This window comes from Rhodothermus profundi, assembly GCF_900142415.1.
GTDB lineage: Bacteria > Bacteroidota > Rhodothermia > Rhodothermales > Rhodothermaceae > Rhodothermus > Rhodothermus profundi.
The window spans coordinates 177,241-196,617 of the sequence record NZ_FRAU01000004.1 but is presented as its reverse complement, the minus strand read 5'-3'; the positions used below and the strand labels follow the sequence as shown (position 1 = coordinate 196,617).

Sequence of the window (19,377 nt, the reverse complement as noted above, 5' to 3'; positions counted from 1 at the left end):
CGTTCAGTAACCCTTCACGAGCCGACGCATTTCGCGCACGGCCGTTTCCAGTCCCACCAACACGGCGCGTGCAATGATGGCAAAGCCAATAGACACTTCGTGAATGTGGGGGACGGTTTCTCGGAAGAGGGGATAGTTGTGGTAGTTAAGCCCGTGCCCGGCATGGACCTGCAACCCCAGCGCATGCGCTTTGCGGGCGGCTGCTGCCAGTTTTTCGGCTTCTGCGCGGCGCGCCGCTTCGGTGCGGGCGTTGGCAAAGTTGCCGGTGTGCAGTTCGATCGCGTTGGCGCCTACTTCGCGGGCTGCTTCGATCTGACGTAAATCCGGATCGACAAACAGGGCTACTTCCTCGATGCCGGCCTCGAACAGTCGCGGAATGACCTCCTGGAGGCGCGTTCGGTTAGCGATTACGTCCAGTCCGCCTTCAGTGGTGATCTCTTCGCGCCGTTCCGGCACCAGCGTAGCCAGGTGGGGGCGCACCTGACAGCAGATGGCTACAATTTCTTCGTTGGTCGATAGCTCGAAGTCCAGCTTGCCTTGCACAACCTCCTTTAGGCGGAAAACGTCTCGGTCCGTAATGTGCCGGCGATCTTCCCGAAGGTGAAAGACGATGCCATCGGCGCCAGCCAGCTCGCACAGCACGGCTGCCTGCACCGGATCCGGAAACGCCTCCTGTCGGGCGTTGCGCAGGGTGGCTACGTGGTCGATGTTGACAAGCAGGCGGGTCACCGCAAACGTTCGCTTCGGTTAGATGAACCGGCTCCTTTAACCGGAGCGAGCGCCGGGAGTTGCAAAGCCGTCTAAACAACGTTTCCGGGTGAAAAGAAAGTGGTTGCATTTGGCGGGCGTGTCCTGTATTTTCCGAGCCGACATGGAGATCCATGTCGCTTTTTTCTTTACCGTACTGTTGAACGATTTAGCCATCAGAGGAGCACGCGACGCATGGCTACCCGTGGTCATATTACGCGCCTTATTTTGCAGATCGTGCTGGGTGTGGTGATCGTGGTCCTGGCCTACTATCTGTACCTTTCGATCACCGAGCCCTACGAGGCAGTACGCCGCGAGCAGGAGCTGACGCGCCTGACGCGTGACCGCATGAGTGATATTCGCACGGCGCTTATTCGCTACGAACTGTTGTACGATCATTATCCGCCAACCCTTGACTCCCTGGTGGCGTGGATCCGCCAGGATTCGTTTATGATGGCCAAGGCGGACAGCATCTTTGGGCCAGGCTTTAATCTGGACTCGCTGATCTATTCGCCACGTAACGGGAAGTTTGAGTACGTGGTTAACGACACAGGACGCGTAGAGATTTACTATCTGAAAGATCCGGCGTCGGACGACTATATCGGCTCTCTGGAACCGGATATTACCAAGCTGAACGCGGCCAGTTGGGAATAGGGTCGTCAACAGGCGGCCAGGAGCGCTGGTTATGGAGCCTAGGGCACGGGCGGGGATTGAATTGCACGACGTGGTCCTGCGCTATGCCGAGCTGGAACGTCGTGGCGATCGCTATCAGCTTCTGCGGCTGGGAAGCTGCGACTTTGATTTTAACGTGCTGAGCGAGTTGCAGGCTGCGTCGCCGCGCTACCTGGACGTGGTCGGCGAGGCGTTGCGCGATGTGCTATCCGGACTGGTTGCGGATGAGCTGAACGTGGCGCTGCATCCGTCTCATGGAATGGCAGCATTTGCCAGCCTGCAACCTGAACCCATTGAGGCGGATGAACTGCGCCAGCGCCTGCTGGCCGAAGCTGTCTGGATTACCGGACAGCCTGCGGAAGCGCTGCATCTGCATGCTGAACCCGGCTGGGCCCAGGCGTTAGAGGAGGAGCGCGCTCGCTGGTATCAGGTGCTTGTACTGCCACGTCATGTGCAACAGCATCTGGAGCGCGTGCTGCGGCAGGCGCCCTGCACGCGCTATCGCATTCGACTCAGCACGGCTGGAGCGGCTGCTGCACTGCAGCGCCTGCCTGGCCCGGAACCTGGCATACCTCCTGAAGTCGGGCTGGCCATAGGATGTTACGAGACCCACACGGAGTTTACCCTCTGCCGACGCGGACACTGGTACCTGAGCTACTATACGCGCAGTGCTGAAGACGCAGCCTATTTCTGCATGGTGCTGCTCCACCGGCTTGGACTGAGTGCGGCTATGGTGGAGCAGGTAACGCTCTACGGCACGCAGGTGCCTGCCACGCTTTCGGAGCAGCTCCAACCGCTGTTTGCTGTAGAACCCGCTTTGCTCAATCCTGTGGTGCTCACCACGCTAGATCCAGAAGCGCTGAACCCTTCGGAGGCCGTGGCGTACGTGCCCTGCATTGGAGTTGCGTTAACCTGAGCAGAGCGGAGGCTGCGCTATGCGAATCATTGCCGGACGATTTCGTCGCAAAACGCTGCGCGCGCCTCAAGGACATCTAACCCGTCCAACAACGGACCGCACGCGAGAGTCCCTGTTTCATCTCGTTGAAAGCCGCATGGACCTGGAAGGCGCCGATGTGCTGGATCTGTTTGCAGGCACCGGCGCGCTGGGGCTGGAGGCCATCAGTCGGGGTGCTGCGGCGGTTACGTTTGTTGAGCTCCAGGGGCCTGTCCTGGCCTATGCCCGCGAAAACGCACGCGCGCTGGGGGTAGAAGAGGCCTGTGTGTTTATTCGGGGCGATGCCGTTGCGTATCTGCGCCGCTACAGCGGCCCGCCGTTCGATTTAATCCTGGCTGATCCTCCCTACGATCTCCCTGAGCTGCCGCAGCTTCCCGAGATGGCATTTCCCCATCTGAAGCCACATGGCCTGTTTGTGCTTGAACACGATAAGCGTCACAAGTTTGAGGGACATCCCCATCTGGATACCAGTCGGCGTTATGGCCGCACAATCGTCTCGGTGTTTCGCCCGCAACCTGTCAAGCGCTAATGCCTATGCGAGAACGGCTGGCCCTTTATCCTGGCTCGTTTGATCCGTTTACCTATGGTCATCTCGATATTGTGGAGCGAGCGCTGCGCATCTTTGATCGGGTGGAGGTGACCGTAGCTGTCAACATTGGCAAGGAGCCACTTTTTTCTATTGAGGAACGGTGCGAATTGATTCGACAGTGCACTGCGCACCTGGACCGCGTTGAAGTAGTGGCCTTTGAGGGATTACTTGTCGACCATGCCCGGGCCCGTGGTGCTACCGCGTTGGTCCGAGGACTGCGGCAGGTGAGCGATTTTGAGTATGAGTTTCGCATGGCCTTTGCGAATCGGCGCCTCTACCCCGAGTTGGAGACAGTTTTTCTGATGACTTCGGAGGCATACGCGATGATTAGCTCGTCGATTGTGCGGGAGATTCATCGGTGGGGAGGCGACGTGAGTCTGTTCGTGCCCCCTCCTGTTGTTGAAGCGCTGCGGAAGAAACGTGCTGGCCGTTGAAGCGCGGCCATTTTGCCATTAACTTTCCGCGCAAATCTTTTGACGCAAAGGGATTTGTTCGTCAACTTCAGAGTCGCCCATGTCGGTACAGCTTGATGCGCTGAATCCCCGGGTTATGGCCGTGCAGCCGTCGGCTACGCTGGCCATGACGGCTCGGGCCAGGCAATTGCGCCGCGAAGGCAAGCCGGTTATCGGGCTGAGCGCAGGGGAGCCAGATTTTGATACGCCGGCCCCCATTACGGAAGCTGCTATTCAGGCTATTCGTGAAGGATTTACGCACTACACGGAAAACGCCGGCATGCTTGAGCTCCGGGAGGCCATCTGTCGCAAGTTGGCTGAAGAAAATGGCCTCGAATACACGCCCGATCAGATTCTCTGCACGAACGGAGCCAAGCAGGCCGTAGCGATGGCCATCGAAGTACTCTGCCGTCCTGAAGACGAAGTGCTGATTCCGGCGCCCTACTGGGTTAGCTATCCGGAGATGGTTCGGTTGGCCGGAGCTACACCGGTCATTCTGCCCACTTCGGTCGAAACCGGCTATCGCCTGACGCCCGCGCAACTGGAAGCGGCCATTACGGAGCGCACGCGTCTGCTTATTCTCTGTTCTCCTTCGAATCCGACGGGAACGGTTTATACGCCCGAAGAACTGGAGGCCCTGGCTGAGGTGCTGCGGCGGCATGAGCATGTCTACGTGCTTTCGGATGAAATCTATGAGTACATTCTATTTGATGCCGAGCATCTCTCGTTTGCGCGCCTGCCCGGCATGAAAGCGCGGACCATTACGGTGAACGGCTTCTCAAAAGGCTTTGCTATGACCGGGTGGCGACTGGGGTATCTGGCAGCGGAGCAACCTATTGTCCGGGCAGCGGCCAAGGTGCAAAGCCAGTTTACTTCAGCGCCCTGCAGCATCTCCCAGAAAGCCGGGCTGGCTGCGCTCCAGATGGATAAGGCCCCTATCCAGGAGATGGTCGCAGCTTTCCGGCAACGCCGCGATTTCGTGCTGGAGCGGCTGCAGGCTATAGAAGGCATCACCTGTCCAAAGCCTGAGGGGGCCTTCTATCTGTTTCCTCAGGTGTCTGCCTTCTACGGACGTCGCACCCCTGATGGGCAAACCATTACCGACAGTGAATCGCTTTGCTTGTATCTGTTGGAGCAGTGCCATGTAGCCCTCGTGCCCGGGCAGGCTTTTGGAGACCCGAATGGTCTGCGCATTTCGTACGCAGCCTCGATGGAAGACCTTCGGGAAGCCATGGAACGTATTGAAGCCGGGCTGGCCGCTCTGCAATGAATCGGCGGAAGCTTTTGGGCGGCCAGATCGTATGAGTGGGCCGATGTAGAACAAAGCCGGAGGTACCTTTGGAGCCAATCCCGGGCTTTCGCTTGCGGGAAGCGGTCAACGTTACGCCTCGGCGGCCGCAGCGGGTATGGCTGCATTTGCTGCTGTTCGCCCTGACGCTGGTTTCAACAACTCTGACCTGGCCTGACTGGGCCGGTCGATGGCTACTGTACGAACGCGTCGGGTACAGCGCCCTGTTGGCCGATGGATTACGTTTTAGCCTGCCCTTGCTACTCATTCTGACGGTGCATGAATTCGGGCACTACCTGGCCGCTCGCGCTCATCGCATCGACACCAGCCTGCCCTATTACATTCCCTTTCCGTTCAATGGGATTGGAACTTTTGGAGCCGTCATTCGCATTCGGGAGCCCATTCCCGACACGCGCGCGCTGTTCGATATCGGAGTAGCCGGCCCACTGGCCGGCTTTGTCGTGGCGCTGATTGTGCTGCTTTATGCCCTGCTGACGCTACCACCGCCTACGTATCTGCTGGACGTGCCCGGCCACGAAGCCCTCAAGGCGTACATTCTGGCGCACGGCCGTTTCCCATCGGCTCCCCTTCCAGCCGCCGATCCGAACAGTGTGACGCTCGTGTTAGGCCCCACCCTGCTGTTTGATACCCTGGCTCGCTTTTTTCCGAATGTGCCCCCTATGTACGAGCTGTACCACTATCCTACCCTGTTTGCGGCCTGGCTGGGGTTGTTCTTTACGGCGTTGAACCTGCTGCCAGTAGGGCAGCTTGATGGTGGGCACGTACTATATGCTCTTTTTGGACGCAAATGGCACCGACGGCTAGCCCGCGTCTTTGTGCTCACCCTGCTTGTGTCAGCTACCATTGGCTTTGCCCTGGAAACGTTGCCGCCGCTGTTGCAGGAAGGCATCTGGTGGCTGGAGCCGGCTGCCTGGTTTGGCTTGGCGCTGGTGCTATACCTGTATTTGCATCGACTTTTTGAAGGAGACCATCGCGTCGTGGCGCCGGCGCTGCTGGGGCTTATGGTGCTGGCCGCGTTAGCTCCTCGCCTGGCGGACTGGGTCGGCTGGCTCGGGCATAGCGGCTGGTTTCTCTGGAGTCTGATAATTCTTTACCTTATTCGCGTGGATCACCCTCCCGTAGGATACCGGTTGACGCTTACGCGCAGGCAACGGGTGCTGGGGTGGACCGCTATTGTTATCTTTGTGCTGTGCTTCAGCATGCGCCCGTTGTACCTGATTTGATCCGTACGGCAAGGCGATCGTAATGTATCTTTCGGAAAACGCGCAACGTTTCTCCCGCCCGCGCCTATGAAACATCGGTACGACGTGAGCCGCTGAGCGGATAGCATTTAGCTTACCCATGCGTCATCTTTTTTTCTGGCTGCTGGGATTGGCGGGCGGATTGCTGTGGGGGTGCGACGCCCTGCCAGGCGCACCATCGCTGGAGGGACGTCCTCCAGTGGTATCGGAGCTGTCCTTTACGCCGGATTCGGTCGACTTTAATACCCTGCCGCCTGCTCAGATCCAGGGAGATACAGCGTTTATTCCTCTCTCCATAGCCGTACGCGCGCATGATCCAGACGGTCAGGTCGTCCAGGTGGCTTTTGTGGTGCAGGCTCCGCTAAGTACCCCGGAACCGGTGGCAACCGGTACGCTGGAGGCAATCGGGGGAGATCGGTACGCAGGCCAGACCATCCTGCGGCTTCATCGAGCCCAGGTGGGGCCCTACACGGTTCTGGTCTATGCCGTGGATAATGAACAACGGCTTAGCAATCAGGTGCGCGGTACGCTCTGGTTCTGGGCTACTGGAGGACCTCCCGTTATCGAAGCGGTCCAGGTGCCCGATACGCTCCGACGACCTGCGCCTGGCGAGCCACCCGTCGTCTTTCAGGTCGTGGCCCGCGTGTCAGATCCCGACGGACTGGAGAACATTCTGCGGGTAGAGCTGCGGGTCAACGAAGGAGCGCCCATTCTGCTGTGTGATGACGGAAGCAAAGGCATCTGCGGAGGGATTCCGAACAGCGGTGATGCTGTAGCAGGCGACAGTCTGTTTACCATGACGCTCTCGTTGGCTCATGACAACGTGCCCGGTACCTATACGTTTGCCTTTCAGGCTATTGATCGCACAGGACTCACCAGTGAAGAGGTGCGCCGACATGTGGTTGTGGAGTAAACGGTTGGTCTGGATCGGTCTGCTGCTGGGGCTGTCGCTCGGAGAGGGGCGCAGCCAGTCCAAAGTGGACTGGAGCCGACGCGTGGCCGAGCTGATGCCAGTGGCAGGCATCGCTGAAAACTTTGTGAGTAATCTGGCAGCGCGGGGAGATTCGCTCTGGGTAGGACCGCGGCTGGACCTGACCTTTGACGGGGGACGGACCTGGTATCGAGCCCGCGTCGATTCGATCACTCAGGGACGCGGGCGCGTCTACGCGCTGCTGGTGGTGGGCGACACAATCTGGGCCAGCCTGGGCACGCGCTACCAGGCGGATCTGAACGGCGACGGTGTGGCGGACGATGTGTTTGAAGCGGTTGGCCTGGTTGTCTCTACGGATGGCGGGCAAAGCTGGCGCTTTCGCTTCCCTCCCCTCGACGCTCCTGCAGATACGGTGATTGTCTATGGCATCTCACGGCTTCCCGCAGAGCCCGTTGTCGCTCCTCAGTTGGCCACAACGTTTGATCTGGCCTACGACCGTCGACGGGGACGTCTCTGGGCAGCGAGCTGGTACGGCGGATTGCGCTACTCCGACGACTTTGGGCGCACCTGGCACCGGGCCGTTCTGCCTCCCGACACGCTCGACGGCTTACGGCCCGATCAGCCGTATTCCTTTCGGGTGGCACCACCTACCAGTGTCCTTGATCGCTACAATAATTATTTCGCCTTTGCCGTGCATGTAGATGAGGAAGGAACGGTCTGGGCTGGCACGGCCGGTGGAATTAACCGTTCGCCAGATGGCGGGTTAAGCTGGGATCGTTTCTTCAATGACGGCCGTCCCAACGCGCCTACCGGCAACTGGATTGTAGCGATCGGAGAGCAACGGCGGCCCAACGGGCAACGGGTGCTCTGGTTCGCCACACGACCGGCCGGAGAGATTCCTGGAGAGACCTCCGGGATTACCCGCACCGCTGATGGAGGACGCACGTTTCAACAGGTACTGCGGGGGGAGCGTATCAACGACTTCGCGTTTCGGGGCGACACGGTCTATGCTGCAGGGGACAATGGCCTGTTCATTTCGACAGATCAAGGTCAAACCTGGCAAACGATCCGTGATTTTTACGATGCAGCCTCGGGACGCATGCTCCGTCCTAACGTGCGGGTGCTGGCCGTAGCCGTAACCCGGTCGCATCTGTGGATCGGTACCTCGGATGGACTGCTGCGCAGCGACGACGGGGGCCGCACCTGGCGGCTGTTTCGGGCAGAAGTCCCTCTGCGCCCTGAGCAGCCGTCGCCGGCAATTCCGCGCGTTGATACGTATGCCTATCCGAACCCGTTTTCTCCGGCCCTGGATGCGTTTGTGCGCATTCGCTACGAACTGGATCGAACGGCTTCTGTACGGGTGCATGTGTTTGACTTCAGCCTGCAACGCATGCGTACGCTTTTTGACGGAACGCAGGCCGCTGGGCCGCATGAAGTGATCTGGGATGGACTGGATGCTCGAGGCGTGCGTGTGGCCAATGGCGTCTATTTCTATGCGGTAGAAATAGGAACGGCCACCTACTGGGGCAAAATTCTAGTAATCGAATGAAGCGGATTGTCTTACTGGTTGTGTTGAGCTGGGCTGGGCTGGCTCAGGCGCAGGAAGCCGGTATTTTCGCTCGGATGGGGCTGGATGCTCGGGCGCTGGCGCTCGGGCAGGCCCTGGTGGCCGATGTGGAAGGAGCGGCTGCCTACTACAATCCGGCTCTGGCCGTCTTTACCACGCAACCTGTCCTGGCGCTCAGCAGTGCGTTGATGGCACTGGACCGGGAGTTGCAGAGTGTCCAATTGGCAACGCGCATGCCGCCGCGAGCTGGTATTGCCGTGGTGCTCCGCCATGCCGGCGTGCGTAATATCGACGGACGTGACGCCAGTGGCTACCACACGCAGACCTACCGCACCGATGAATACGCGTTGCTGGTGGCTTTTGGCACCCAGGTAAGCCATCGCCTTACCCTGGGGCTGGGATTGCAATTCTTTCGCGCCGATCTGTTTGAGGGGCTGCGCCCGGTGCAGAGCATAGGACTTGATCTGGGGCTGCTTTACCAGGCGTCTGAATCGTTACATCTGGGGCTGGCAATTGATGACGTGCTGGCCCGCTATACCTGGAACACTGCCGATCTCTACGGACCGCAGCAGGGCAGTACTACCTCGGATCGTTTCCCTATCCGCGTGCGCGTGGGGGCATCGTGGCAGGTGCTGGCCGGACGCCTGCGGTTACTGGGCGAGTACCAGGTGGCGTTCACTTCTGTCGAGGTGCGCAGGCGCCGCGTGCAGCTTGTGGGCGATGCGCCTCGCGAAGGACTGGTTTCGGAGCGACGCTGGGCGCGGAAGGGACAACTCCGGTTAGGCGCTACCTATCGGTTAAGCAAGGCGTTTGCCGTGCTGGGCGGACTGGACCGTATCGGACGTCTTCCCGAAGCGGGCGGCTGGCAGCCGGCCGCAGGCTTTATGCTGGCAACCCATCTGGGCAATTTGCCGCTCACCGCAGGCTACACTGTACAGCTTGAACGTCTGGGATTGCCTCCCCTGCACATGCTTACGCTTGCACTTGTATTCGCCACTTCTCCCCCGTAGGGGATATCTCCAGCGGTTGTAGCTCTGCGCAGGGCATGGGCGAGGCCAGAGCGGCCAGAAAGCTGCGTGTGGTGCCTCCAGCGCAACAGGGAGGGGTTACCAGCCATGGGCGAGGATCTGCCACAGCGTTTGCAGGCCGAGACCATTCAGCCCGGTGCGCAGGCGGAGCGTGCACCAGAAGTCGAGGGCCAGCATCTGCACGAAATGAATCGGGACGGCAATCCAGAAAGTGCGGCAGCGCCACACCAGAGCTCCTAGCAGGAGTCCACCTGGAATGGAAAGGAGTGCTTCAGCAGGTGGCTTGTTAACGTGCAGGGCGGCAAAGGGCAACATCTGCACAAAGATGGCATAGAGGCCCAGGGTGGGTGCTGTCCCGAACAGGACGAACCCACGCCAGAGGTACTCCCAGCCGATCCAGTACATCAGAAAGAGCAATTCGTACAGGACAAAGAGGAGCCAGTCATGGATGGCAGGACGCAGACGCGGGTTGATGGCCTGAAAGGCCGGGTCGGCCGAAAGTACCCAGGTGCCCAGCAGGACGATTGGTACGTAGACCGCCAGCACAGTCAGGCCGAAGCGCAGGTCGCCCGGACCCAGACCGATCTCGGTGAGGCGACGACGAAAGCCGAAACGAAGGAGCAACACCGGAATTACGAAGCCCAGCAGCGCCTGCAAGCCTGTCCACCAGGCCCAGGCGGCCAGAGGCGTTTCTGGAAGCGTCAGTATAGGCACCAGCGTGTCCAGGTAGAACCGGCGCCGTCCAATCAGCAGGTGCAGGTAGGCCAGCAGGGGCGCAGCCAGCAGGACAAGAACTGTCTGGCGGTCAAGACGCTGCAGGGCCTGACGCCAGCGCTGAAGTTCAGCGGCCAGACGGTTGCTCATTCCGAAGCGGAAGGCGTTTCGGCAGGCAGGTAACGCATGAAGAATTCGTAGATGCGGAGAATACGGTCCATGCGCCGCTTTGGATCGCCTGAACGAGACAATTCGTGCCCTTCTTTCGGGTAGCGGACGTACTCGACGGGGCGTCCCAGAATTTTCAGGCTTTTGTAGAGCATTTCACTTTGAATAACACCAGTCCGCAGATCCTGATCGCTGTGCAGGATGAGCAGGGGCGTACGGATCTGGTGTACCCAGGTGATGGGTGAGTTGTACAACAGGACGTCGCGCACCGAGACTGTGTCGCCGTGCAGCAAGGCGGGCGTTTCCTGATCCCAGGGATAGCCGCCGAAGTGCCAGGGGACCAGGCGCCAGGCGTTCCCTTCGCCTAGAAACGTTTGCAGGTCGTAAACGCCCCGCTGAGCCACAGCGGCCCGAAAGCGATGGTCGTGCGCGACGATCCAGGCGGTCAGGTAGCCCGCATAGGAACCTCCGGTTACCACCTGGCGGGTTGGATCAATCCATGGTAGCCGGGCGGCTGCGCTGGCGACAGCCAGCACATCGCCGGCCGGGCCATCGCCCCAGTCCTGGTAGTTGGCGCGTCGGAAGGCTTGCCCGTAGCCTCCGGATCCCCGCGGGTTCGAGAACACGACGGCAAAGCCTTTGCTTGCAAAGAACTGAAACTCGTGCCACATCGTGGCTTCGCCGGGTCCCCACATGGCGGCCGGCCCTCCATGAATTTCCAGGAGCATCGGATAGCGCCGGCCTTCTTCAAAGAAGGCGGGCTTCATCACCCAGTACTGAATTTCCAGCGTGTCGCGGCGGAGCGTAAAGGGTTCGGGTCGGCTCAGGCGTCGGCTGCGCAGCCAGGAAGCGTTGTGTTCGGTAAGGCGACGGGGGCGTTTGAAGGCCAGATCCGCTGCATAGAGCTCGTAAGGATTGGTCGATTCGGTAAGTACGTAGTACACCGTTGCTTCACTCAACGTATAGGCGCGCACCCCTTTTTCGTAATCAAGCAGGCGTTCAATTTCTGGCGTTCGTCGCACAACTTCATCGGCCGTAAAGCGCGCGCGGGAGACCTGCGTTGTGTCGGTTGGGGCGGTTCGGGAGGGACGTGGAGGATGCAGGTCGAAGAACGCAATGCGGTAGAGAGGAAAGCCGCCGTTTGAAGGCGCCACAAAGTAGAGGTAACGCATGTCGGGCGACCATTGCAGGTTGCGCACGGATCGGTCGAAGTGGAGCGTGAGCAGTTCAGGCGGATGGCGCCCATCAAGGCGAAACAGGCCAATTTCGGTCTGGGCGTAGCCTGAGTCGGCCAGGGGAGAGGCCAGAAAGGCAATCCATTGGCCATCGGGCGACGGCACGGGGGAAAAGAGGGCGTAGCCGTCGATATGCAGTAGTAGATGGATACGACTAGTATCCACGTCAATCAGATAGAGATCACTGCCTCGGATGCGGTCGGGGTGGCGCGTGGAGTCGATCCGGGCAGCCGCTACGACCTGCTGGCCATGAGGCAGCCATTCGGCTCCGGTGAACGAAAAGAAACCACGTGTCAGGGCACGGGGTGTGGCGCCCGGGTGAGGTTCCACGACATAGAGGTGCTGGAAGCGCAGTTGCGGCTGAAGCGTCAGTTCTCCCTGAAAGTCCAGCCGGTAAAAAACCCGTGGGTTTTGGCGGGCTTCGTTGCGGGCCAGCCAGGCACGGATTTCCGCGAGCGAGCCGTCTGGGTCGGGGCGGACGCCGGCGGTGTCGGCTGCTGTGCGGGCCGGTCGCTCGTCGGGCCAGGGGGGAGTGCCTGCTGTGCGGCGTACGTCTTCCTCCGAGAGCGTGGCCGTAAAAAGCAGCAGCGAGCCGTCCGGGCTCCAGCGCGGCCGGCTGGCGCCGTACCGGAAGTCGGTGAGCTGGACCGCTTCCCCGCCAAAGAGGGGCATCACAAAGAGCTGAGGTTTGCCTTCGACCGGACGGACAAAGGCGAGCTGATCGCTTTCGGGATGCCATGCGGGCTGACGGGCCGTTCGGTCACCGTGCGTGTAGGCTCTGGGCGGCGCGCTTCCATCGGTGGGGAGCAGGTACAGATGGGTGCGGTAGGCATACTGCACCTCGGGTCTGGTTTCGACCGTATCGATCTGGCGCACGATGTAAGCCAGCCAGCGGCCGTCGGGAGAGACGGTCGGACTTTCAAGCTGGCGGATGCGCAGCAGATCCGTAACCGTGATCGGTTTGTCCCCGTTCTGCGCAGCAGCGGAATGCGTTAGCAGGCCAAAGCTGAGGCTGCCGATCAGCAACAGTCGGATGCCAACACCCGGCATAACACAGTGAGGGTCCGCGGTGGAAGACGTACGGTGCCCCAAAGATACGAAGCGGCTATAAGGCTGGGAAGCCCTTACAGGGCAGCCTGGCCCCGCTCTCCGGTGGAGATGCGCACTGCGTCTTCTACCGGCAGCACGAAAATTTTACCATCTCCACGGAGGCCGGTGTGAGCGGCCTGCTGGATGGTCTGCACCACCTGTTCGGCCAGATCGTCTCGGCAAAAGACCTCCAGCCGCACATGTCGGATAAAGTCAACCACTTCGGCCGGAGAGGCGGGCGGCGTGTCCTGCCGAAACCATCCCCGGCCAAATCCTTCCACGTTGCTAATGCTCAGGCCGGTAAGGCCCCGTACGCGGTGCAGGGCCAGCACAACGGATTGCAACTTATGGGGTTTGATGTAGGCGTAAACCAGCTTCATGATCCCGTGGGCGGTTGGTCGTAGGGCAGACGAATGGCAAACCATTTATACAGCGCCGGCAGAACCAGCAGCGTAAGCACCGTAGAGGTAAACAGACCGCCGACCACGACGGTAGCCAGAGGCCGCTGGACCTCAGCGCCGGTTCCCTGCGAGAATAGCAGGGGAAACAGCCCCAGCGACGTGGTCAGGGCTGTCATGAGTACCGGTCGGAGTCGCAGGAGCGCACCCTGAATGGCGGCTCGGTCGATTGGAAGGCCATCCCGGATGAGCTGGTTGATGTAAGACACCAGGACCAGGCCATTTTCCAGGGCAATTCCGAACAGCGCAATAAAGCCTACCGAAGCAGGCACCGAGAGGTGCTGGCCGGTCAGCCACAGCGCCAGGATGCCCCCGACCAGGGCCAGCGGAATGTTGAGGATGATCAGCGCTGCATTGCGCACCGAGTTAAACGTGCTGTAAAGCAGTACCAGTACAATCAGCAGCGTGATGGGGATCACGAGCATCAGGCGTCGATTGGCCTGCTGCTGCAGCTCGAACTGGCCTCCCCAGGTAATAAAGTAGCCCGGCGGGAGTTCAATGCGCTCCCGAATGGCCCGCTGGGCTTCGGCCACAAAGGAGCCAATGTCGCGTCCTTCTACGTTCAGCTGGATCGTAATGAAGCGTTGCAGGTCCTCGCGCGTGATCTGACGTGGACCAACGACTTCCTCAACCTGGGCCAGTTCAGCCAGCGGCACGTGAATGCCGCCGGGGGCCGGGATCAGTAACTGCCGAATCTGCTCGGGGGTGGCGCGGTAGGGTTCCTGGTAGCGCACGTAGATAGGAAAGCGACGCACCCCCTCGAAAACCAGCCCGGCCTCTACGCCTCCAATAGCTGCCTCGATAGTGCGCTGCACGTCGGCTACATTAATGCCGTAGCGCGCAATGGCTGCGCGGTCCACAACAATTCGGATCTGCGGGGTACCTGTGATCTGATCAGCCTGCACGTCGCGCGCGCCCTCGATGGTCTGCAGCACGGCCACGATCTCATCGGCCTTACGTTTGAGCGTTTCCAGATCATCTCCGAAGAGCTTGACCGCCAGTTCGGCCCGCACGCCCTCGAGCAGTTCATCGACGGTCATCTGGATGGGCTGCGTAAAATTGGTCAGCACGCCAGGCAGCGTGCCCAGCTCCTCGCGGATAAGCCTCAGGAGCTCTTCCTGATTATCTACGCGCCATTCGTCCCGGTCCTTCAGCAGGATATACATCTCTGCCGAGTTGATCGGGTCGCTGTGGGCGCCCACCTCGCCGCGTCCGATTCGGGTAACGACGCCGATGACCTCAGGAATTTGCATCAGGCGACGCTCGACGCGTTGCGTGGTTGCTTTGGCCTCGGTAAGGGAAATGGATGGGGCCATGGTCAGCCGAAGTACGATGGTGCCTTCCTGCAGCGTGGGGGTAAACTCACTTCCCAGGAAGGGGAAAGCGGTGGCGCCCAGCAGCAGCAGACCGCCAGCCAGCCCCAGCGCCCAGCGGCGATGCTGCACAAAGAAGGTGACCAGAGGGCGGTAATACTGCAGCAGGCGCTGGATAATGCGCTCGCCAATGGGCGTCCGGTTGGTCGTGCTCCGGCGCATAAACAGGCTGGAAAGGACGGGAGCTACCACCAGTGCAAAGACCAGCGAGCCAAACATAGCCAGTGCTGTGGTGTAGGCCAGCGGCCGGAACGTTTTGCCTTCGACGCCCTGCAGCGTGAACAGTGGCAGAAAGACGATCACAATGATAGCGATCGCAAACGCGACCGGACGTGCCACCTCCAGGCAGGCACGGGCGACGACATGAAGGCGGGGTTCGTCGGGGGCGGCCTGGCGGAGATGACGGTCCACATTTTCTACCATCACGATGGCGCCATCGACCATCATACCGATTGCGATGGCCAGTCCCCCCAGTGACATCAGGTTGGCGGAGATGTCCAGTTGGCCCATGAACAACGTGGCCAGGAGTACCGAAAACGGAATGGAGAGGGCCACGACCACGCTAGGACGCCAGGAGCCCAGAAACGCTACCAGTACCAGAATGACCAGCAGAATGCCCTGCCAGAGCGCATTGGTTACCGTCGAAACAGCCGCCTCAACGAGCGTTTTCTGTTCGTAATACGGGACGATCCGAATGCCCGGGGGTAGGACGTCCTCAATCTGGGCCAGTTTTTCTTCGACGCGGGCGATCACCGTCGATGCATTGGTTCCGTAAAGCTTGATGACCATGCCCGCCACGACTTCTTCTTCGCCGTTGCGCGTCTGCAGGCCCCGGCGGATGGCCCCCCCGATTTCGACGCGCGCCAGGTCGCGCACGTAAATGGGCGTGCCATCAACGGTTTTCACCACAATGTTTTCAATGTCCGAGATGCCGGTGGCCAGTCCTTCGGAACGAATGACAAACTGCTCGCCGTGCTGCTCAATGAACTGGGCGCCTACGTTCAGGTTGTTGGCTTCAATCGCTTCGACCAGCTCCGTCATCGTCACCCCGTAGCGCAGCAGCGCATTGGGATCGACGTTGACCTGGAACTGGCGTTCAAAACCGCCAATGCCGAGCACTTCAGTGACGCCCGGCACCGATTCGAGCATGGGTTTGACAACCCAGTCCTGAATGGTTCGTAGCTCTTCCAGAGAGTAGCGGCCCGTGGTGTCCTCCAGGTAGTAAAACAGGACCAGGCCCATGCCGGTGGAAATAGGACCCATCTGGGGTTCGCCAAAACCGGGAGGGATCTGTTCCCGGACTTCCTGGAGGCGCTCTCCGACTACCTGTCGGGCGAAATAGATGTCGGTGCCGTCTTCAAAGTAAATGTTGACAACCGACAGCCCGAAGTTGGAGACCGAGCGGATCTGCTTCAGGTTTGGCAGTCCGCTCATGGCCCGTTCAATTGGATAGGTTACGTACTGCTCGACCTCCTGCGGAGCCAGTCCTCGGGTTACGGTGAATACCTGCACCAGCGAGGGCGAAACGTCCGGAAAAGCATCAACGGGCAGGCGCGTGTAAGCGTACCAGCCTGCGCCCATAACCAGCAGGCCCAGCGAAAGCACCAGCAGGCGATTTCGCAGTGCAAAATCTATCAGCTTACGCATGGCTTGTCGGGATCAAAGCTTGGAGAAGAACAACGATCAGTGTGCGTGGCCTTCGCCGATTTCTTCTTTTTCCAGTTCGGCTTTCAGCGTAAAGGCCCCCTGCACTACAAAGGGCTCGCCAGGAGCCAGGCCGTCGGCCAACGCAACCAGACTGTCGGTTTCCGCCGCAAGCTGGACGCGCCGCGGCATAAAACCTTCTGGAGTGGGGACAAAGACAACAGGATGATCGTCCATCGTCTGGATGGCGGCGCGTGGCACAACGACCGCATAGGTCTGCTGTCCGATCATGATCTGGCCGGTCACGAACAGGCCAGGTTTCCAGCGGCCGTGGGGGTTGGGAAGCACTACCCGAGCCAGTCCAGTGCGTCGGTCTTCTTCAACCAGCGGCTGGACATAGGAGATAATCCCTTCTTCCTGATGATCCAGCCCGACAATGGTCACCCGCTGGCCCTCATGGATGCGGGCGAGATCCTGCTGATAGATCGACAGATCCACCCAGACCGTAGACAGGTCCGCTACCGTAAAGACGGTGGTAAAGGCTTCGACCGCTTCTCCCTGGACAATGTGTTTGGCCACGACGGTGCCCCGAATCGGAGCGCGCAACTGATAGACGCGAAGCAGACTGTCGGGCTGGTCGGGCAGGGATTCGATGTAGCGTTGTGAGAAGCCCAGCGCCATTAGTTTCTGCATGGCAGAGCGCAACGCAATCTCAGCTTCGGCCAGGGCCTGACGGGCTTCTAGGTACTCCTGCTCGGAGGACACCTTTTCCCGGTAGAGGCGGGCTTCGCGTTCATACGTGGCCCGGGCCAGCTCCAGCCGGGCCAGGGCATCCAGGTAGTTGGCTTTTAATTCCGCCAGCTCGCGACTTTCGAGGACAGCCATGAGCTGGCCAGCCTCCACATGGTCGCCCAGCGTCACATAGACCGTGCGCACAATGCCCGGCAGGCGAGGCACGACGTGGGCAAATCGATCCTCGTTGACCCGCACCTCACCTGGAAAGGTTTTGGTAAAGGTCAGCGTGCCCGGACCTGCCGTGTCGATGACAATGGCAAAATCTTCAAGATCGACTTGCTCCAGGCGAACGACTTCTACATGGTCGGCTTCAACTTCAGTCGCTGGTGGAGGGTCTGCGTCGCCCGACTGACAGCCAATAGCGGTCAGCAGCAGACCAACGCTCAGGAGCGAAAGTGCATGGGTTCTATAGGACATCCACATGGCGTTTCTCTTCGGCTCGGTTCAGGGGGACTGTGCATTCAGGGGTTGCGCGATCAATGCTTCGACTTCGGCGCGCGCCTGGTGATAATTCTGCAGCGCGTCGAGGTACTGGTTGGTCGTTTCCAGCAGGGTGCGCTGTGCGTCCAGCACTGTTAGCAGGTCGAATTTGCCTTCGCGATACCCTTGTTCGATGACGGAAAAGATTTCTCGGGCGGCGGGCAGGACTTCTTGTTGTAGCTGCTGGACTGCCTGGTAAGAAGTGAGCAGGCGTGCATGGGCAGCAGCCAGGCGTCGAATCAAGGCCTGGCGAACTGCTTCTGCTTCGGTTTCGGTTTGCAGCAAGCGGTACTGTGCTTCCTGGATGCTCCCCTGCTGCCGGTCGAACAGCGGCAGCGGAAGCCGCAACCCCAGGCGAAAAGCCTGGGTGCCTGTGTTGCCATAGCGCACCAGGCCGGCTACCAGGTTGAGGTTAGGAATCCGGCGAGCCCGGGCCAGTTGCAGTTCGGACTGCCGCAGGGCACGTCGGGCTGCAAACTGGGCCAGGGCTGGATGCTGAGCTAGCAGAGGCGTCAGGGAGGCGAACGGAGGCACCGGCTCCACCTCCTGCAGCGTACCGACAACCCGCTTAAAGCGAGGGCCGGTGGGTCCCCAGAGACTCCGCAGTTGGCGCCGGGCGGCCTCCAGCAGTTGAGCTGCTTCGCGCGCTGCCAGTTCGGCGTTGGCCCGGACCACCATTGCTCGCTGGGCTTCAAACGGAGGGGCTTTGCCGGCCGACACGCGTGCCTGCACGGCCTGCTCAAAGCGACGCGCCAGCTGCAGGAGGCTATCGGCCAGGCGCAGCCGCTCCTGGGCCGTCAGTACCTCAACAAAAGCTTGCCGGGTGCGGGCAACCAGCTCCAGCCGCATGGCCTCGTAATTCCAGCCCGCCAGCAGAGCTTCCTGTAGCGCCAGGCGACGTGCAGCTCCGGGGTCGCCGCCCAACGGTAGCTCCTGGCTCAGGATCAGGCTCATTTCTCGGTCCTGGGGATCAAGGCCTGGTGCCGTGGCGCCCGCGCCGTCGATTTCTGATTCGAGTTCCGGGTTGGGCCAGAGGCCGGCTTGCAGGGTGCGGGCTTCTCGGGCCCGCACTTCCCAGGCGGCTGCCTGCAGTTCAGGATTGAGCTGGAGGGTATAGCGAAGCGCCGCTTCGAGCGTGAGCGGTTCTGCGGTGCGGCCGGTGTCGGCTACTGCGTGCAGCACCGGGCGCTTCGGAGGACGATAGGCTGGCCGATCGGCGGCCAGAGGGCGCGGCGGCTGCCAGGCCAGATCACGCGGCGCCGAACAGCCCAGTCCGAGCAGCAACAGGGCGCTACTCCACAGATACAGACGAATCGAAAAAGCCATGGGTATACTCCAGGAACCTTGGTGGAAAAAGCCCGAACCGATTCTCAGGTAGCGGACCGGTTAAGCAGAGCGCACAGCGAGAAGGTCAGGTGCGCCTGGTCCTGGAGCGTATCAGAGGCGCAGGATGACCGTGCGCAGAGGTGCAGTAAAGCGAGGAAAGCGGGAGGATAGATCCGACAGATGGAATAGAGGCGTCTGGTTGGACGCCAGATGCCATGGAATCCACAGCATTCCTGCCGCTACGGCCAGTACGACGGCCTGCCCACGTGCCAGTTGGCCATAGCCGTCTGTGGGGCTGAGCAGGAGCGGCACGTCGATGCAGGGCGCCGTCTCATCTACCCGCTGCCATTGCGTGGCCGAGGTGGCTGCTGCAAGTGGATGAACCGGATGCGCTTCCCACTGGGCCAGCAGGTCTGTTGCCGCGCAGTCGCTATCGGCAACTCCTTCGACATGAACGCGGCCTCCAGCTTCAATGCACAGCAGCAGGCCGGTCAGCGTGTGCGGCCCCAGGGGAAACAGGGCCAGTAGCCCCATCATAATCCGGCCAATTGCCGGGACGATATGTGCACGAACACGTGCCATTGTCGCCTGAGCTTCTCCTCTT

Annotated in this window: 17 protein-coding genes; 9 read left to right on the top strand and 8 right to left on the bottom strand. The window is 60.5% G+C overall.

The window, feature by feature from the left end:
* Positions 1 to 3: 3 nt before the first annotated feature.
* Positions 4 to 729 carry a pyridoxine 5'-phosphate synthase gene (locus BUA15_RS07370; protein ID WP_072715344.1) on the bottom strand — a complete coding sequence of 242 codons (726 nt, stop codon included), beginning with the start codon at positions 727 to 729 and terminating at the stop codon, positions 4 to 6.
* Between the two features lie 213 nt (positions 730 to 942).
* Between BUA15_RS07370 and BUA15_RS07365 the strand changes: the two genes are divergently transcribed.
* The 9 genes from BUA15_RS07365 to BUA15_RS07325 all read left to right on the top strand — a co-directional run bounded on the left by BUA15_RS07365 (position 943) and on the right by BUA15_RS07325 (position 9,473).
* Positions 943 to 1,401 carry a hypothetical protein gene (locus tag BUA15_RS07365; protein ID WP_072715343.1) on the top strand — a complete coding sequence of 153 codons (459 nt, stop codon included), beginning with the start codon at positions 943 to 945 and terminating at the stop codon, positions 1,399 to 1,401.
* A gap of 31 nt (positions 1,402 to 1,432) precedes the next feature.
* Positions 1,433 to 2,335: a type IV pilus biogenesis protein PilM gene (locus tag BUA15_RS07360; RefSeq protein ID WP_072715342.1), complete on the top strand. Its 903-nt coding sequence runs from the start codon at positions 1,433 to 1,435 to the stop codon at positions 2,333 to 2,335.
* 19 nt (positions 2,336 to 2,354) lie between these two features.
* Positions 2,355 to 2,903: an RsmD family RNA methyltransferase gene (locus BUA15_RS07355; RefSeq protein ID WP_072715341.1), complete on the top strand. Its 549-nt coding sequence runs from the start codon at positions 2,355 to 2,357 to the stop codon at positions 2,901 to 2,903.
* A gap of 5 nt (positions 2,904 to 2,908) precedes the next feature.
* Positions 2,909 to 3,397: a pantetheine-phosphate adenylyltransferase gene (gene coaD, locus BUA15_RS07350; RefSeq protein WP_072715471.1), complete on the top strand. Its 489-nt coding sequence runs from the start codon at positions 2,909 to 2,911 to the stop codon at positions 3,395 to 3,397.
* A 79-nt stretch (positions 3,398 to 3,476) separates the two neighbouring features.
* A complete protein-coding gene (locus BUA15_RS07345) occupies positions 3,477 to 4,685 on the top strand; it encodes a pyridoxal phosphate-dependent aminotransferase (protein ID WP_072715340.1) in 1,209 nt (402 codons plus the stop codon).
* Between the two features lie 68 nt (positions 4,686 to 4,753).
* On the top strand, positions 4,754 to 5,947 hold the full coding sequence (locus BUA15_RS07340) for a site-2 protease family protein (RefSeq protein ID WP_072715339.1): 1,194 nt from the start codon (positions 4,754 to 4,756) through the stop codon (positions 5,945 to 5,947).
* 118 nt (positions 5,948 to 6,065) lie between these two features.
* The gene (locus BUA15_RS07335) at positions 6,066 to 6,878 is read left to right on the top strand and encodes a hypothetical protein (protein WP_072715338.1); all 813 of its coding nucleotides are present in this window, start codon (positions 6,066 to 6,068) and stop codon (positions 6,876 to 6,878) included.
* Positions 6,862 to 8,445, top strand: a complete 1,584-nt coding sequence (locus BUA15_RS07330) for a FlgD immunoglobulin-like domain containing protein (protein ID WP_072715337.1) — start codon at positions 6,862 to 6,864, stop codon at positions 8,443 to 8,445. Before BUA15_RS07335 ends, BUA15_RS07330 begins: the two co-directional genes overlap by 17 nt.
* On the top strand, positions 8,442 to 9,473 hold the full coding sequence (locus tag BUA15_RS07325; protein WP_072715336.1) for a PorV/PorQ family protein: 1,032 nt from the start codon (positions 8,442 to 8,444) through the stop codon (positions 9,471 to 9,473). Before BUA15_RS07330 ends, BUA15_RS07325 begins: the two co-directional genes overlap by 4 nt.
* Positions 9,474 to 9,569: 96 nt before the next feature.
* Here the strand turns inward: BUA15_RS07325 and BUA15_RS07320 are convergent, their stop codons facing one another.
* The 7 genes from BUA15_RS07320 to BUA15_RS07290 all read right to left on the bottom strand — a co-directional run bounded on the left by BUA15_RS07320 (position 9,570) and on the right by BUA15_RS07290 (position 19,355).
* Positions 9,570 to 10,355, bottom strand: a complete 786-nt coding sequence (locus BUA15_RS07320) for a CPBP family intramembrane glutamic endopeptidase (protein ID WP_072715335.1) — start codon at positions 10,353 to 10,355, stop codon at positions 9,570 to 9,572.
* The gene (locus tag BUA15_RS07315; protein ID WP_072715334.1) at positions 10,352 to 12,658 is read right to left on the bottom strand and encodes a S9 family peptidase; all 2,307 of its coding nucleotides are present in this window, start codon (positions 12,656 to 12,658) and stop codon (positions 10,352 to 10,354) included. The genes BUA15_RS07320 and BUA15_RS07315 overlap by 4 nt, the downstream gene beginning before the upstream one ends.
* A gap of 74 nt (positions 12,659 to 12,732) precedes the next feature.
* Positions 12,733 to 13,077: a P-II family nitrogen regulator gene (locus BUA15_RS07310; RefSeq protein ID WP_072715333.1), complete on the bottom strand. Its 345-nt coding sequence runs from the start codon at positions 13,075 to 13,077 to the stop codon at positions 12,733 to 12,735.
* The gene (locus BUA15_RS07305; RefSeq protein WP_072715332.1) at positions 13,074 to 16,175 is read right to left on the bottom strand and encodes an efflux RND transporter permease subunit; all 3,102 of its coding nucleotides are present in this window, start codon (positions 16,173 to 16,175) and stop codon (positions 13,074 to 13,076) included. Before BUA15_RS07305 ends, BUA15_RS07310 begins: the two co-directional genes overlap by 4 nt.
* A gap of 36 nt (positions 16,176 to 16,211) precedes the next feature.
* Complete coding sequence (locus BUA15_RS07300; RefSeq protein WP_084660542.1) at positions 16,212 to 17,390, bottom strand: efflux RND transporter periplasmic adaptor subunit; 1,179 nt, start codon at positions 17,388 to 17,390, stop codon at positions 16,212 to 16,214.
* Positions 17,391 to 17,411: 21 nt separating this feature from the next.
* Positions 17,412 to 18,773 carry a TolC family protein gene (locus BUA15_RS07295; RefSeq protein ID WP_072715331.1) on the bottom strand — a complete coding sequence of 454 codons (1,362 nt, stop codon included), beginning with the start codon at positions 18,771 to 18,773 and terminating at the stop codon, positions 17,412 to 17,414.
* Positions 18,774 to 18,884: 111 nt separating this feature from the next.
* The gene (locus tag BUA15_RS07290; protein WP_072715330.1) at positions 18,885 to 19,355 is read right to left on the bottom strand and encodes a hypothetical protein; all 471 of its coding nucleotides are present in this window, start codon (positions 19,353 to 19,355) and stop codon (positions 18,885 to 18,887) included.
* Positions 19,356 to 19,377: the final 22 nt, after the last annotated feature.